General features: G+C 73.5%; 12 protein-coding genes and 5 tRNA genes. 7 read left to right on the forward strand and 10 right to left on the reverse strand.

Annotation, left to right across the window (positions count from 1 at the left end):
• The first annotated feature begins 252 nt into the window (after window positions 1-252).
• Window positions 253-771 (forward strand): DsbA family protein, encoded by a 519-nt coding sequence (locus tag ACFY6U_RS45585; protein ID WP_390048090.1) that lies wholly within the window; start codon window positions 253-255, stop codon window positions 769-771.
• 7 nt (window positions 772-778) lie between these two features.
• Here the strand turns inward: ACFY6U_RS45585 and ACFY6U_RS45590 are convergent, their stop codons facing one another.
• The 3 genes from ACFY6U_RS45590 to ACFY6U_RS45600 form a co-directional block, all read right to left on the reverse strand.
• Window positions 779-1,603: a GNAT family N-acetyltransferase gene (locus ACFY6U_RS45590; RefSeq protein WP_390048092.1), complete on the reverse strand. Its 825-nt coding sequence runs from the start codon at window positions 1,601-1,603 to the stop codon at window positions 779-781.
• Window positions 1,604-1,680: 77 nt separating this feature from the next.
• Window positions 1,681-2,502 carry an aminotransferase class IV gene (locus tag ACFY6U_RS45595; protein WP_390048093.1) on the reverse strand — a complete coding sequence of 274 codons (822 nt, stop codon included), beginning with the start codon at window positions 2,500-2,502 and terminating at the stop codon, window positions 1,681-1,683.
• 101 nt (window positions 2,503-2,603) lie between these two features.
• Entirely contained in the window at window positions 2,604-3,668 is a 1,065-nt protein-coding gene (locus ACFY6U_RS45600) for a chorismate-binding protein (RefSeq protein ID WP_390048094.1), read from the reverse strand.
• Between the two features lie 178 nt (window positions 3,669-3,846).
• Between ACFY6U_RS45600 and ACFY6U_RS45605 the strand changes: the two genes are divergently transcribed.
• From ACFY6U_RS45605 to ACFY6U_RS45625, 5 genes are all read left to right on the forward strand, one after another.
• A tRNA-Gly gene (locus tag ACFY6U_RS45605) sits at window positions 3,847-3,919 on the forward strand.
• A 38-nt stretch (window positions 3,920-3,957) separates the two neighbouring features.
• Window positions 3,958-4,031: transfer RNA gene (locus tag ACFY6U_RS45610), tRNA-Cys, on the forward strand.
• A 1-nt stretch (window position 4,032) separates the two neighbouring features.
• A tRNA-Val gene (locus ACFY6U_RS45615) sits at window positions 4,033-4,104 on the forward strand.
• A 34-nt stretch (window positions 4,105-4,138) separates the two neighbouring features.
• A tRNA-Val gene (locus tag ACFY6U_RS45620) sits at window positions 4,139-4,210 on the forward strand.
• Between the two features lie 34 nt (window positions 4,211-4,244).
• Window positions 4,245-4,316, forward strand: a tRNA-Val gene (locus ACFY6U_RS45625).
• A gap of 50 nt (window positions 4,317-4,366) precedes the next feature.
• On the opposite strand, the gene ACFY6U_RS45630 is transcribed toward ACFY6U_RS45625, so the two are convergent.
• The 4 genes from ACFY6U_RS45630 to ACFY6U_RS45645 form a co-directional block, all read right to left on the reverse strand.
• Window positions 4,367-4,672: a zf-TFIIB domain-containing protein gene (locus ACFY6U_RS45630; protein ID WP_390048096.1), complete on the reverse strand. Its 306-nt coding sequence runs from the start codon at window positions 4,670-4,672 to the stop codon at window positions 4,367-4,369.
• A gap of 121 nt (window positions 4,673-4,793) precedes the next feature.
• Window positions 4,794-5,720, reverse strand: a complete 927-nt coding sequence (locus tag ACFY6U_RS45635; RefSeq protein ID WP_390048097.1) for a phosphotransferase family protein — start codon at window positions 5,718-5,720, stop codon at window positions 4,794-4,796.
• Between the two features lie 413 nt (window positions 5,721-6,133).
• Window positions 6,134-6,310: a hypothetical protein gene (locus ACFY6U_RS45640; protein ID WP_123978469.1), complete on the reverse strand. Its 177-nt coding sequence runs from the start codon at window positions 6,308-6,310 to the stop codon at window positions 6,134-6,136.
• A gap of 209 nt (window positions 6,311-6,519) precedes the next feature.
• Entirely contained in the window at window positions 6,520-6,795 is a 276-nt protein-coding gene (locus ACFY6U_RS45645) for a hypothetical protein (protein WP_294001445.1), read from the reverse strand.
• A gap of 196 nt (window positions 6,796-6,991) precedes the next feature.
• On the opposite strand from ACFY6U_RS45645, the gene ACFY6U_RS45650 reads away from it, so the two are divergent.
• Complete coding sequence (locus ACFY6U_RS45650; protein WP_390048147.1) at window positions 6,992-8,338, forward strand: protein kinase; 1,347 nt, start codon at window positions 6,992-6,994, stop codon at window positions 8,336-8,338.
• Between the two features lie 30 nt (window positions 8,339-8,368).
• On the opposite strand, the gene ACFY6U_RS45655 is transcribed toward ACFY6U_RS45650, so the two are convergent.
• The 3 genes from ACFY6U_RS45655 to cobT form a co-directional block, all read right to left on the reverse strand.
• The gene (locus ACFY6U_RS45655) at window positions 8,369-9,187 is read right to left on the reverse strand and encodes a TrmH family RNA methyltransferase (protein WP_390048099.1); all 819 of its coding nucleotides are present in this window, start codon (window positions 9,185-9,187) and stop codon (window positions 8,369-8,371) included.
• Window positions 9,188-9,266: 79 nt separating this feature from the next.
• Window positions 9,267-10,499: a uroporphyrinogen-III C-methyltransferase gene (cobA, locus tag ACFY6U_RS45660; protein WP_390048101.1), complete on the reverse strand. Its 1,233-nt coding sequence runs from the start codon at window positions 10,497-10,499 to the stop codon at window positions 9,267-9,269.
• A 732-nt stretch (window positions 10,500-11,231) separates the two neighbouring features.
• Complete coding sequence (cobT, locus tag ACFY6U_RS45665) at window positions 11,232-15,050, reverse strand: nicotinate-nucleotide--dimethylbenzimidazole phosphoribosyltransferase (RefSeq protein WP_390048103.1); 3,819 nt, start codon at window positions 15,048-15,050, stop codon at window positions 11,232-11,234.
• Between the last annotated feature and the right edge of the window lie 284 nt (window positions 15,051-15,334).

Raw genomic sequence — 15,334 nt, forward strand, 5'->3', positions numbered from 1 at the left:
CTGCGGGCTGGGTCGGGCGGGCGGAGTGCGTGCGCTGCTCCGCCCCTTCCATCGTGCACCGCCCGGCCCGTGCAATCCATGTCCAGGCCCGACAATCAGGGGCACCTCGGGGTCCCCTCCGGGTCGCCTCCACCCCAGGGACGAGCCACGACCACCCCTGCTACGCCCGTCCCGCAGTCCTCCGCCCCCGTCGCCGGCCACCCCCGCCGTCTCGATTGGGTGGACGGAGCACGGCCTGGAAGACTGGTCGGTATGAACGACTCCCCCGCGCGCGCCGACGCCCCGGTCCTCGACGTCTGGTGTGAACTCCAGTGTCCCGACTGCCGCAGCGCCCTGGACGACCTCCGCGCCCTGCGTGCCCGGTACGGCGACCGGCTGGAGCTGCGGCTGCGGCACTTCCCGCTGGAGAAGCACAAGCACGCCTTCGCCGCCGCGCAGGCCGCCGAGGAGGCCCTGGAGCAGGGCAAGGGCTGGGAGTACGTCGAAGCGGTCCTCGGCCGGGTCGAGGAGCTGGATCGCGGGGGCGAGCCGTTCCTGGTCGAGGTGGCCGGTGAACTGGGCCTGGACGCCGAGGAGTTCGACACCGCGCTGGTGGACGGCCGGCACATCCTGATCGTGGACGCCGACCAGGCCGAGGGCAAGGCCATCGGCGTGACCGGCACCCCGACCTATGTCATCGGCGGCGAACGCCTCGACGGCGGCAAGAGCCAGGAGGGCCTGCGCGAGCGCGTGGCGGAGATCGCCGACCGGTTGCTGGCCGAGCAGGAGTGACCGGGCCTCAGATCAGGTTCTTGCAGAAGATGCGGGAGACCGTTTCGTACCCCATCGACTCGTAGAGCCGTTCGGCCGGGGTGTTGCCGGCGAACACGTTGAGGCCGAGGACGGGTCTGCCGGCGGCGATCGCCTGGCTCTCCGCCAGCAGCATGAGGGTGCGGCCGTGTCCCCGGCCGCGGTGGGCGGCGTCGGCCTCGACGTCGTACACCCAGACCCGGTCCTGCCGGAAGGCCAACCACAGGGTGCCGACGCGTGTCCCTTCGTGTTCGAGGATGCTGAACCGCATGTCCTCGGTGGCCCGCCCCCGGGGCAGCAGCCGCGCGTGGTCGCGCCGTGCCTTCTCGTGCGCCTCGGTTTCGGGCGTGCCCCGCTCGATCCACATACGTGCGTGCGCCTCGGACTCGTACGCGAGCCACTCCTCGAACTCGGCCTCGGTCATGGCACGGCCGAGGCTGCCGGCCGGCAGGGCGGGCGGGGTGTCGCCGAGGCGCTTCTCCATCCTGAGGTTGCGCAGGACGTAGCCGAGCGCGGTGACGAGCCGCAGCGCCGGCTCCGCGGCGGCCGGGAGGCTCACCTCGATCTGCCGGCAGCCCCAGCCCCGCGCCACCTCCTCCGCGGCGAGCGCGGCCACGGTGCCCCGGCCCCGGCGGCGGTCGGGCTCCTCGATACGCAGGTCGACGATCCGGGCCACGCGGGCACCGAGATTCGGCGAGGTGCCGAGGTGGAGGGTGCCGACGGGCCTGCCGTTCACGCACACCCGGAAGTGGCGGGACGGCGCCCCGTCGGCGCCGTGCTGGAGCGGCTCGGTCGGCCGCAGGGTCGTGGTCATCAGCCGTGTTCTACCCGCCCGGGACGGTGACGTCAGCCCGATAAAGCCACGGGCCGCCAGAAACCCCCGGGAGGGCTTCAGGGATCCAGGTCGTCGCCCGACCGCTCGTCGAAGATGCGCATCGCCTTGGCGGTCACCGGGCCGGGGGCACCGGGGAGTTCGCGGTCGTCGACGCGGTGCACGGCCTGGACGTCGCGCAGGGTGGAGGTGAGGAAGATCTCGTCGGCCCGCTCCAGGACGTCCAGCGGCAGGTCGGTCTCGCGGGCGCCGGTCCACTCGACGGTCAGGGCGCGGGTGATGCCGGCCAGGCAGCCGGAGGCGACCGGCGGGGTGTGGATCTCGCCGTCGAGGACGACGAAGACGTTGGAGCCGGTGCCCTCGCAGAGCTGCCCGACCGTGTTGGGGAACAGGGCCTCGGAGGCGTCGTATTGGTGGGCGCGGGCCAGGGCGACGACGTTCTCGGCGTACGAGGTGGTCTTCAGGCCGGTGAGCGCGCCGCGCTCGTTGCGGGTCCAGGGGACCGTGATCACGGCGGTGGAGTCGGCGCGGCGGCCGGTCTCGCCGAGGGCGACCACGAGGGTGGGGCCGCGGTCGCCGCGGTCCGAGCCGAGGGGGCCGTGGCCGCCGGTGTAGGTGATGCGCAGCCGGCCCAGCGGCATCGGGTTGGCCGCCAGGACCGCCTCGCAGGCCCGGCGGACCTCGTCGTGGTCGGGGTCGGGCAGACCGAGGCCCCGGGCCGAACGGGTCAGCCGGTCGAGGTGGCGGGTGAGCGCGAAGGGCCGTCCCCCGGTCGCCTTCACCGTCTCGAAGATGCCGTCCCCCACGGTCAGCCCGTGGTCGAAGACGGAGACACGCGCGGACTCGACATCCCGCAACCCGCCGTCCAGCCAGATCTTCACAGCTCTCTACCTCTACAAGTCAGCGCCCGATGCGTCGGATGCACGAGATGCACCGGATGCGGCGGACCGGCCGGGGTCCGAAGGTCGTCCGCCGGGCCGGCTCAGCACCCGGGACCCCCTTCGTTCACGTCGTACGTACCCGACGCTACCGCGAGCAGCCGGGCGGCCTTCAGCTCGGTCTCCCGCCATTCGCCCTCCGGGTCGGAACCCCAGGTGATCCCGGCGCCGGTGCCGAACCGGAGTGCGTCACCGTCGCCGGACCGGTCGATCCAGAAGGTACGGATGCCCACGGCCAGCTCGCCGACGCCGCGGTCCGCGTCCACCCAGCCGATGCCGCCGCAGTACGGACCGCGAGGCGCGGTCTCCAGTGCCTCGATGATCCGCAGGGCGCTCGACTTCGGCGCGCCGGTGACCGAGCCGGGCGGGAAGGCCGCGGCGAGCAGGTTTGGCCAGCCGGCGTCGGCGCGCAGCTCGCCCCGGACCGTGGAGACGAGATGGACCAGCCCCGGGTGCTTCTCCACGGCGCACAGGTCGGGGACGGTCACGGTGCCGGTGGCGCAGACCCGCCCGATGTCGTTGCGGACCAGGTCCACGATCATCACGTTCTCGGCGTAGTCCTTCTCCAGGAGGTCCGCCTCGGTGCGGCCGGTGCCCTTGATGGGCCCGCTCTCGACCGTCCGTCCCGTCCGGCGCAGGAACAGCTCGGGCGAGGCGGTGGCTATCTCCACCCCGTGCGCCGGGAGGCGAATCGTTCCGGCATACGGCGCCGGGTTGCCGCGGGCCAGCAGCGCGGTCAGGGCGTCCACGTCGGCGTCCGGGGCGACCGGCGCGGACAGCACGCGGCAGAGGTTGGCCTGGTAGACCTCGCCGGCCGCGATCTGCGTGCGGATCCGCCGCACCGCCGCCGTGTACGCGGCGCGGTCGAGGGACGACGTCCAGCCACCGGCCGCCGGCCCCCGCCACCGTCCCGGCACCGGCGCGGGCACCGGCTCCTCCCGTACGTCGCCGAAGCGGGCGCAGGTCAGCCGGCCCTCGAAATCCGCGCAGACGGCCCAGAAACCGGAGGAGTCGAGGGCCGCGGGATCGCTGGTCACGTCGAGGAGGTCGGTGGCGACGCGGTCGCCGAACCGGGCGAGAGGAGGGTGATGAGGAGGACGATGGAGCACGTCGTCGAGTCTATGGCGGGTGTCCTCGGGGTGACCCGGGCATGTCGTCGAGGGTGCCCTGACCACCTCATCCGCCGGTACCGGCGCAGCACGCTGCGCAAACGCGTTTTTGTGCTGGCCCGGGAATCCGCTAGAGTTCAACACGTCGCCGGGACGCGAGAGCGGACCGAAACGACAGGCGGACGTAGCTCAGTTGGTAGAGCGCAACCTTGCCAAGGTTGAGGTCGCGAGTTCGAGCCTCGTCGTCCGCTCGAAGGAACTAGGGGTCTTCCCGATCCCCTACACTCCTGGTGGAGTGGCCGAGAGGCGAGGCAACGGCCTGCAAAGCCGTCTACACGGGTTCAAATCCCGTCTCCACCTCCAAGGACGATTAGCTCAGCGGGAGAGCGCTTCCCTGACACGGAAGAGGTCACTGGTTCAATCCCAGTATCGTCCACTGGATCTTGGCCGGAAGGCCGTGGATCCACCCCGCGCGATTAGCTCAGCGGGAGAGCGCTTCCCTGACACGGAAGAGGTCACTGGTTCAATCCCAGTATCGCGCACGCAGTGCCCGTGATCCCCGGATCATGGTCCCGAGGACGATTAGCTCAGCGGGAGAGCGCTTCCCTGACACGGAAGAGGTCACTGGTTCAATCCCAGTATCGTCCACACAGCAAAGAGCCCCGGCCGTCTCGTACGGCCGGGGCTTCTTCGTGCGCTCAGCTGGAGAAGAGCATGTGCGCCCAGCTCTTGTGGCCGTGCTGACCGTGGCCGCCGTAGTGACCGCCGTGACCGCCGCCGTGGTGGCCACCGCCGTGCGGGGCGCCCCAGGCCGGCGCGGGCGGGGCCGGGTACGCCTGCGGAGCCGGCGGCGGCACGGGCTTGGACCACTGCGCCTCCAGCTGGGTCAGCGCCTCCAGCTCGCCGTAGTCGAGAAAGATGCCCCGGCAACCGCTGCACTGCTCGATCTGGACGCCGTTGCGGTTGTAGGTGTGCATCGGCGCATGGCACTTCGGACACTGCATGGTCGGCTCAACTCCTCGCCGGTAAAAACTGCTTCACGTTCTTCCAGGACAGACTCCGTCCGACCCTGGCCGGTTGCAGCCTACTTCGGGAAATCGTGCGGCAACCGGGCCGGACAAAGGGTCATTCCGGTGCCATTCGGGCGCAAGCGTCGATCAGGGACCGCTCCACCTCGTCCAGGGGGCGTTCCGCCGCGATCGCCTTCGCGAGGTAGCGCGCGCCGGTCTGGACGGTGAGGGCACGGGCCGGGACGTCCAGGGCGGCCCAGGGGTCGCCGTCCTGCGGTACGGCCGGACCGCCGGCCGCGCGGTAGGCGCCGAGGAAGCGGGTCCACTCGTCGGGCGGGAGGAGGCCGCAGGCGTACCAGGACGCGGGGCGGGCGAGGTCCCAGGCGGGGTCGCCCACACCGAGATCGTCCACGTCGATGAGGCGCCACGAGCCGTCCGGCGCCGGATACCGGACCAGCTGGCCGAGGTGCAGATCGCCGTGGCAGAGGGTGCGGGGGCGGCCCGGCGCGGGTGCCTCGGCGCGGGCCCAGGCGGGCAGGGCGGACCAGGCACGGAGGACGGGCGGGGCGGCGGGGTGGGCGCCCGTGGCGGCGAGGGCTTCGCTGAGCCGGGCTATCGCGTGGGCCGCCTTGGCGGGGCCGGCCATCGGGGGCGCGGTGGGGGTGGGCGGGGTGCGGTGGAGCAGGGCGAGCAGGGTGGCGGCGGCTTCCCAGGGGGCGGCCTCCGGGGCGTCGGGGTCCAGGGGTACGCCGTACGGCCACAGGGTGACGGGACGGTCGTCGACGAAGGCGGCGGGGGCCGGGGCGAGGGGCGGCAGGAAGACGTCGGGGAGGCCGGTGGCTATGGCCAGGCGGAGGGTGAGGACGGTGGGGTCGGTGCCGGGGGCGTGGGCCTTGGCGACGGTCGCCGCGTGGCGGAGGACCGTGGTGTCGGGGCGGTGGGCGAGGGTGGTGGTGGCCGCGCCGCAGTGGCAGGGGGTTGCGTCCGGGTGGGCGGCGGCTGTGACCTCGGCGGTCAGCTGGGGCAGTACGTCTGCGGTCATGAGATCCCCCGGGAGGTGCGGCTGCGCTGCGGTGAGGGTACGTGGGTGCGGTGGGCCGGGGGGCCGGCCGCGCGTCCGGGCTGAGGTGGGGGACGCTTACCGGCGCTGGCAGGGTGCCTCCCCCAGCCTTCGGCCGGGGGACCCCCAGCGCCCACCCGTGCCGCCCCAGCGGCACGACTGCCCGCAGCCATGTGAGACACGGCTGGGGAGCGCCCTGTAGGGGCGCGGGGAACTGCGCGATCAGCCCCCACCGGCCCTCGGCCGGACAACGGCCGTAAGCCCCGGGAAAAAGCAATGCCGGCGCAGCTCCCCAGCTGCGCCGGCATTTTGCCGTCCGCCGCACCCCCGTCCCCACGGGGTTTCATGGGTGGATGTCCCCGCCCGGACCGCTCTTCCGGGCCTGGGGTCGCCGCTCAGCGCCCCAGCATCACTCCCACGGACGACGCCTGTGTGGCCACTGTCTCCCAGCCGTCGAAGACGACGAGGAGCAGGACCGCCAGGGGAAGGGCCATCAGCGTCGCCACCAGTGGGTGGCGACGGCCCTGGCGGCGGGGGCGGGTGGTGTGTGTCCGCTGTGCCGTAAGGGCCATGGTCCCTCTCCTGACCGAGCTCAGTTGTCGTTGGCAGCGGCGGGTGTCTGACCTCGGGGGACGAGTGCTGCACCCGCCGCTTGACCTCAAATCTAGGCGCGTGCCACCTCGCGGACGTCATGCCCTCGTACCGAATCGCGGGCCTCCGAGAGGATGAGCCGTGACCTGCGGTCTACTCCCCTGGGTGGAGACGGGGCCTACGTCTCGTCCTACCCCTCAGGGTCTTCCCGGAGGGGGTGCCCGGTCCTTCCTGGTTTTTCCGAGCTGTCCTCGCGGGGCACCGGCTGCTCCACGAGGGCCAGGACCCGGGTCGCCATGAAGCGGGCGGTCCGGACGACGGCTCCGTTTCGCGTGACTTCGCTCACTTCCACCACCCCCCGTCGTACCGCTGTCTCCACCCGGCGGCCCGCCCTGCTCGCCACCACCTCGTACGTACGGGTCGTGTCGCCGGCGTCCACGACTATCTCCACGCGGTCACCCTTCACAGCATCAATCCCCCTTCTGTGACGGCTTGTTGGAGCAGACGGGTGCTCAAAGGAGCCGATAACGGCGCCTTCCTGACCACTCCTCAAGTCTCGCACCCGGCACTGACAATCCATCGGGCCGAGAGGGCGCGGCCTCTGCGCACGGGCGGCCCGGTAAACGTAAGCTGTGCCACGTCAGACGGACCGGGCAGCGGGGATGAACATGGCGATGATGCGCCTGAGGCGCGAGGACCCGCGCGTCGTCGGCTCGTTCAGGCTTCACAGAAGGCTCGGCGCCGGCGGGATGGGCGTGGTCTACCTCGGCTCCGACAAGAAGGGACAGCGGGTCGCGCTGAAGGTGATCCGGCCCGATCTGGCGGAGGACCAGGAGTTCCGGTCCCGCTTCGCCCGTGAGGTCTCGGCGGCCCGGCGGATCAGGGGCGGCTGCACCGCGCGGCTGGTCGCGGCGGACCTGGAGGCCGAGCGGCCGTGGTTCGCCACCCAGTACGTGCCCGGCCCTTCGCTGCACGACAAGGTCGCCGACGACGGCCCGCTGGGCGCGGCGGACGCGGCGGCGGTCGGCGCGGCGCTCTCCGAGGGCCTGGTCGCCGTGCACGAGGCCGGGGTCGTGCACCGGGATCTCAAGCCGTCGAACATCCTGCTGTCCCCGAAGGGGCCGCGGATCATCGACTTCGGCATCGCCTGGGCCACCGGGGCCTCCACCCTCACCCACGTCGGTACGGCGGTGGGCTCCCCCGGGTTCCTCGCGCCCGAGCAGGTGCGCGGGGCCGCCGTCACCCCCGCCACCGACGTCTTCTCGCTCGGCGCGACCCTCGCCTACGCCTCGACCGGCGACTCGCCCTTCGGACACGGCAGTTCCGAGGTGATGCTCTACCGGGTCGTCCACGAGGAGCCGCAGCTGCACGGCGTACCGGACGCGCTCGCTCCGCTGGTGCGGGCCTGCCTGGCCAAGGACCCGGAGGAGCGGCCGAGCACGCTCCAGCTGTCGCTCCGGCTGAAGGAGATCGCCGCGCGCGAGGCGCAGGGGCTGGCCGACGTACGGCCACCGGCGCAGCGTGCCGCGGAGGCGGACCGGCCCACCGGGCGGCTCACCGACACCTACTCGACCTACCCGGATCCGCAGCGCACCCAGCGCCGGCCGCAGTCCTCGCACGGTGGGCCGGGCGCGCCGGTGCGGGGCAACGCTCCCTCGCGCGGCGGCAGCGGTTCGCGCCCGGCCGGCGGGGTGCCGTCGCGGCCGAACGGCGCGCGCCCCACGCCCGCCCCGCGCGGCAACGGCACCCGGCCCGGGAACGGGACCGGGACCGGGAACCGGCCCGCGTCGCGCGGTGGCAACGGGCGTCCGGCGCCGCGTCTCACCGGTACCGGACGGCGGCCGGCCAATCCCCGGCTGCTGCGCCAGCGGCTGTTCGTGTTCGTCGTGGTGACCCTGCTGGTGGCGCTGGGGATCGCGCTGGCCCAGGGCTGCTCCGGGCCCGCACACGGAATGGGCGTGCCCGGTACCGGTGCCGTACCGGCGAAGGCCGTGGCCCTCAGGGAGTAGCCGGCCTCCGGAAATGGCGGGGCAACGGGGCTACGCCTCGGGGCGGCCGGCGGTCACCGCGTAGAAGGCGACGGCGGCCGCGGCGCCCACGTTGAGGGAGTCGACGCCGTGGGACATCGGGATGCGCACCCATTCGTCGGCGGCGACCAGCGCCTGGGTGGAGAGGCCGTCGCCCTCCGCGCCGAGCATCAGGGCGACCCTGTCCATCCGGTGCGGGGCGGTCTCGTCCAGGCTGCGGGCCTTCTCGTCCGGGGTGAGGGCGAGCAGCGTGAACCCGGCCTCGCGGACCGAGTCCAGCCCCTTGGGCCAGGTGTCGAGACGGGCGTACGGCACCGAGAAGACGGCGCCCATCGAGACCTTCACGCTGCGCCGGTAGAGCGGGTCGGCGCAGTCCGGGGACAGCAGCACCGCGTCCATGCCGAGGGCGGCCGCCGAGCGGAAGATCGCGCCGATGTTGGTGTGGTCGTTGACCGACTCCATGACGACGACCCGGCGGGTGGTGCGCAGCAGTTCGGTCGCGGTCGGCAGCGGTTTGCGCTGCATGGAGGCGAGGGCGCCGCGGTGCACGTGGTAGCCGGTGACCTTCTCGGCGAGCTCCGGGCTGACCGCGTAGACGGGGGCCGGGAGTTCGTCTATGACGTCGCGCATGACGTCGACCCACTTGGCGGACAGCAGCATGGAACGCATCTCGTAGCCCGCGTCCTTCGCCCTGCGGATGACCTTCTCGCCCTCGGCGATGAACAGGCCCTCGGCCGGTTCGCGCTTGCGGCGCAACTCGACGTCGGTCAGGCCTGTGTAGTCACGGAGGCGCGGGTCGTCGGGATCCTCAACGGTGATGAGATCGGCCACAGGGTGATACTGCCTTGTCCTGGGTGGGGTGCCAATGGTCTGGAGCGGGTTGTGTTACCCGGGGTTACGTCGGCGCCCTTCAGGGCGCCGTCCGCGGGCCTACGTTCACGACCTCGCCGATCACGATGACCGCAGGGGGTTTCACTTCCTCCGCGCGAACGACCTCCGCCACCGTGGCGAGGGTCGCGTCGACCCGGCGTTGAGCGGCCGTCGTGCCTTCCTGGACCAGGGCGACCGGGGTTTCCGGGGACTTCCCGTGCGCGACCAGGGTCTCGGCGATCTTCCCGATCTTGTCGACGCCCATGAGGACGACGAGGGTTCCGGTCAGCTTCGCGAGGGACGGCCAGTCCGCCAGCGAGCGCTCGTCGTCCGGGGCGACGTGCCCGCTGACCACCGTGAACTCGTGTGCGACTCCCCGGTGGGTGACCGGGATGCCCGCGGCGGACGGTACGGAGATCGAGCTGGAGATGCCGGGGACGACCGTGCAGGGGATCCCGGCCTCGGCGAGCGCCTGGACCTCCTCCATCCCGCGGCCGAAGACGTAGGGGTCGCCGCCCTTCAGCCGTACGACCGACTTGCCCTGCTTGGCGTGTTCGATCAGGGCGTTGTTGATGGCCTCCTGGGCCATGTAGCGGCCGTACGGGATCTTCGCCGCGTCGATCACCTCGACATGCGGCGGGAGTTCGGCGAGGAGGACGCGGGGGCCGAGGCGGTCGGCGATGACGACGTCGGCGGCGGCCAGCAGGCGGCGGCCGCGGACCGTGATCAGGTCGGGGTCGCCGGGGCCGCCGCCGACCAGGGCGACGCCGGGGGTGCGGGTGCGGTGGTGGGGGGCGACGAGGGTGCCGTCGCGCAGGCCCTCGACGACCGCGTCCCTGATGGCGGCGGTGTGGCGGGGGTCGCGGCCGCGCGCGTCGGTGGTGAGGACGGCGACCGTGACGCCTTCGCTGTGGCCGGTCGCCGGGGTCCAGGCGGTGGCCTGGTCGGCGTCGTCGGAGCGCACGCACCAGACGCGGTGGCGCTCCGCTTCGGCGGAGGCGGCGCTGTTGGCGGCGGTGTCGCTGGTGGCGATCAAGGCGTACCAGGCTTCGCCGAGGTCGCCGTCCCGGTAGGGGCGCCTGACCCAGGTGAGCTCGCCGGCGTCGGCCATCGCTTCGACGGAGGGCGTGGCTTCCGGGGAGACGAGGGTGATGTCGGCGCCGGCCGCGATGAGGGCGGGGAGGCGGCGCTGGGCTACCTGGCCGCCGCCGAGGACGACCACACGGCGGCCGGAGAGGCGGAGGCCTACGGGGTAGGCGGGGTGTTCGGCCATGAGGGGGCGGCTCCCTTGGGTGGCGGCGGTGTCCGGTGCCCTGACGTGGGCATTTTAAGCGGGGCGGGGTTCGGGCGGGTCGGGTGTCCGGTGGCTGGGCAGTGCGTGCCGGGTGCGGGGGTGCGGGTGGTTGTGCCCACCCGTTCCGCCCCAGCGGAACGACTGCCCACAACCACCGGCCGGCCGCCAAGGAGACCGGCGCTGCCGCCCCGCGTCCGACAGCCAGCAGCGCCAGCAGCCCCAGCAGCCAGCAGCCAGCAGCCAGCAGCCAGCAGCCAGCAGCCAGCAGCCAGCAGCCAGCAGCCAGCAGCCAGCAGCCAGCGGAAACCGACGCACCCGCCGCGCAGCAACGGGCGACCAGCTCACAGTTCCCAGCTCCCAACCGTGAGCGGCCGAAGGCAGGCGCCCAACCACCGACGACCGGCGACCGGCGACCGGCCAATGGCGCGCGGTAAACGGCACACGACGACAGCAGGCAACCGACCACCGACGACCCGACCGGCAGCAGACAACCGACCACCGGCGGCAGACGGCAAACGGCAGACGGCAGACGGCAGACGGCAGGCAACCGACCACCGGCGACCGGACCAGCGGCAGGCAACCAACCACCGCCAGCGGACCACCAACGACCGACAGCAGGCAACCGGCCACCGACGACCCGACCAGCGGCAGGCAGCCAACCACCGGCGGCAGGCGACCGACCACCGCCGGTCGTCGTGGGAACGTCGGTCCCTACTTCTCCGTGACGCCCGCCGAGTCGAAGGTCGCCACCTCGTGCATGGCCCTCGCCGTGCTCTGGACCAGCGGAAGGGCTAGCAGGGCGCCCGTGCCCTCGCCGAGGCGGAGGTCGAGGTCGACCAGGGGGCGCAGGCCCAGTTTGTTCAGGGCTGCCACGTGGCCCGGTTCCGCGCTGCGGTGGCCGGCGATGCAGGCGGCCAGGACCTCGGGGGCGATGGCGCGGGCCACGAGGGCGGCGGCGCCCGCGCTGACGCCGTCGAGGATCACCGGCGTGCGCAGGGACGCGCCGCCCAGCAACAGGCCCACCATCGCCGCGTGTTCGAAGCCGCCGATCGCGGCCAGGACACCGATCGGGTCGGCCGGGTCCGGCTGGTGGAGTTCCAGGGCCCGGCGGACCACCTCGGTCTTGCGGGCGAGGGTCTCGTCGTTGATGCCGGTGCCGCGGCCGGTGACCTCGGCGGGGTCGGCACCCGTGAAGACGGAGATCAGGGCCGCGGACGCGGTGGTGTTCGCGATGCCCATCTCACCGGTGAGGAGCGCCTTGTTGCCGGCCGCCACCAGGTCGCGGGCCGTCTCGATGCCCACCTCGATGGCCTGCTTGGCCTCGTCGCGGGTCATCGCGGGGCCGGTCGTCATGTCGGAGGTGCCCGCGCGGACCTTGCGCGGGAGGAGACCCGGCGTGGCGGGCAGCTCCGCCGCGACGCCTACGTCGACCACGCAGACCTCGGCGCCCACCTGGCTCGCGAACGCGTTGCAGACCGCTCCCCCGCCGAGGAAGTTGGCCACCATCTGGGCGGTGACCTCCTGCGGCCAGGGGGTGACGCCCTGGGCGTGCACCCCGTGGTCGCCCGCGAAGATCGCGACGGCCGCGGGCTCCGGGATCGGCGGCGGGCACTGCCGGGACAGGCCGGAGAGCTGCGCGGAGATGATCTCCAGCATGCCGAGCGCACCGGCCGGCTTGGTCATCCGCTTCTGCCGCTCCCAGGCCTCGCCGAGCGCCTTGGCGTCCAGCGGGCGGACGCTGGCGACGGTCTCGGCGAGCAGGTCGTGGGGGTCCTCGCCGGGCAGCGCGCGGCGGCCGTACGTCTCCTCGTGCACGACCCACGACAGCGGGCGGCGCCTGGACCAGCCGGCCTGCATCAGCTCGGGCTCGTCCGGGAACTCGTCGACGTACCCCACGCACAGGTAGGCGATGACTTCGAGGTGCTCGGGCAGCCCGAGGGCGCGGACCATCTCGCGCTCGTCGAAGAAGCTCACCCAGCCGACGCCGAGGCCCTCGGCGCGCGCGGCGAGCCAGAGGTTCTCGACGGCGAGGGCGGCGGAGTAGGGCGCCATCTGCGGCTGGGTGTGCCGGCCGAGGGTGTGGCGGCCGCCGCGCGTCGGGTCGGCGGTGACGACGATGTTCACCGGGGTGTCGAGGATGGCCTCGATCTTCAGTTCCTTGAACTGCTTCGCGCGGCCCTTGGGGAGGGACTTGGCGTAGGCGTCGCGCTGGCGCATGGCCAGTTCGTGCATCGAGCGGCGGGTGTCGGCCGAGCGGATGACGACGAAGTCCCAGGGCTGGGAGTGGCCGACGGAGGGCGCGGTGTGCGCGGCCTCCAGGACACGCAGCAGCACCTCGTGCGGGATGGGGTCGCTGCGGAAGCCGTTGCGGATGTCACGGCGCTCGCGCATGACCTTGAGGACGGCCTCGCGTTCGGCGTCGTCGTAGGCGGGTGCGGCCGGGCCGGTGGACTGACGTGCTTCTGCCACGGGGGCCGTGCTCTCTTCCTGGTCGGCGGCCCTGGTGTCCAGGTCCTCCGCTTGCTGTACGACATCGGGGTGCTCCGGCAGCGGAGCGGGTTCGGCCTCGCGGGGCGCGGGGACCGTCGCGGCCTGTTCGGGCACGGACGGTCCGCCCTGGTCCTGGGCGGGGAGGATCAGCGGGTGGGGCGGGGTGGGGGCGAGGTGCGGGGTGGTCGGCACCTGGCCGTCGACGGCGACGAACTCGCCCAGCGGGTGGTCCGGGGCCGGTTCCGTCGGGACGGCGACCGCCGGGGCGTCCTCGGTGGCGGGCGCCGAGCCCTGGATCTGCGGGCCGGCGAGGGGGACGTCGACCGGCTGGACAGGCTCGGCGGGGTGCGCCTCGGGGGCCTCGGCCGGCGGCGCTGCGACAGCCGCCGCGGGTACGTCGGCCGCGGCGGGCGGGGGGACCTGCTCGGCCTCCGGGACGGCCGCGGTGACGGGCTCCGCCGGCTGGGGGACCTCGGTGGCGGCGACGGGTGCGGGGGCTGCCGGGGCGGATTCCTCGGCGGCAGCCTCCTCGGTCTGCACCGGCACGGCGGGCACCGGCTGGACGGGCTCGGCCACGACGGCCTCCGAAGCCGGAAGGGCCCCGGGCACAACGGCTTCCGGCACAACCGCCTCCGGCGCGACGGCCTCCGCCACGGCACCATCCGGCGCGACAACTGGCGCCACGACAGCTTCCGGTACGTCCGCTTCGGATACGTCCGCTTCGGGCACGACTGCTTCGGACACGACGGCTGCCGGCGCCGGGCCGCCGGGCTCGGGCAGCACGGGCTCCGGGGTCCGTTCCACTCCGACCGGCGCCACGACCTGCTGCTCCGGCGCGGCCACCACGGCCTCGGCGACCGTCTCCGGCTCCGCGAGCCGATGACCGGCCTCCTCCGGCTCCGGCGGGGTACCGCCGTCCGCTGTCGCGTCGGCGCCGGGAGCCTGCGCGGTCTCCGGACCCACCACGTCCGCCGGAGCCGGCTGCGGCGGCGCCGCTTCCGGCCCCTGCGGAGGCTGCGGAGCCTCGGCGATCCCCGGAGCGTCCGGGAACTGCGGAACCTGCGTCACCTGAGCAACGTCCGGCGCCTGCCCGGCCTGCGGCGCCACCGGCCCGGCCGCAGGCGCCGGAACGCCCCCGTCGACCGGCTGGACGGCGCCCTGGGGACCGTAGGCGTTCTCGGGCTGCGCGCCGACGCCGGCCTCCGGTACCTGCGGCTCGCCCGCGATGCCCGCGGCCACGGCCGCCGTGGCGAGGCGGGCGACGGCCGCCTGCGCGGCGCCCGCCGGGTCGGGAGTGCCGGGTTCGTGGGCGGCCACGGGCTGCGGCCGGGGCTGCGGCTCACGTTCCGGAGCAACGGGCGCGGCAGGCGCGGCGGGAGCCGCGACAGCAGCCGTCTCCGCAGCCGTGACGATCGGAGTAACCGTTTCGGCAGCCGGGGCCTGTGCGGCCACCTGTGCCACCGGAGCGGCCTGCGGGGCGGCCTGCGGGGCCGTCTGCGGGACGGCCTGCGGCGCACCCCAGGGCGCGGCAGACTGCGGTACCGCCTCGTGCAGCGGCTGGACGTCGAGGTACTCGGGACCGGCCGCCGGCACGCCCGGCTGCCGTACCGGTGCGCCGGCCGGGCCGCGGTCGGCGAGGGAGCGGACCGGGCTGGTGGAGGCGTCGGGGATCGGCGGGCCGAGGTGCAGCGGGCGGCGCGGGGCCGGGGCGGCCGCCGGGTCGTGCGGCACGGAGAGGATCGGGGACGCCGGTACCGAGCTGGGCAGCCGGACCGCGCTGAGGTCGACCGAGCCGCTGTCCCGGCCGCCCGTCTCGTGCGGGCCGGGCTCGTGGACGGTCTCGACGACCGGCTCCGGGGCCGGCGGCGGCACTTCGTTGCCCCAGGCGCCCTGGGCGCCGGGGAGCAGCAGGTCCTCTTCGTCCTCGGCAGGCGACTCGGAGAGGTAGGTGTACGCGCCGTGCGCGGCAACGCCCGGCTGTTCCACCATGCCTGCGCTCTCCGGCAGTCCCTCGCCCGGGACCTGGCCGGTGTCCGTCATGCGTACCCCTCGCCCATCGGTTAGTGCCTTCTACGACCAGCTCGCCCGGGGCGGCGCACCGACCGCCCCACAGTCAAGAACGAGCGTGCGTGCCCAGCGGCACGAACGACCCGCCGGAAAAGGCGACAAAGCCATTCAGTGGCATTGTCCCGGCCGTTCGACCGTCGCGACAGCGTGATCCGCGACAGCCCGCTGTGGACTGCGCCACGTTGCGCGTCCCCGGTTCTGCCGTACCACACCCGCCCCAAAAGGAGCGTGTTTTCCGGACATTGACGAACAGATTT

It is taken from the genome of Streptomyces sp. NPDC013157, assembly GCF_042899865.1.
Lineage (GTDB): Bacteria > Actinomycetota > Actinomycetes > Streptomycetales > Streptomycetaceae > Streptomyces.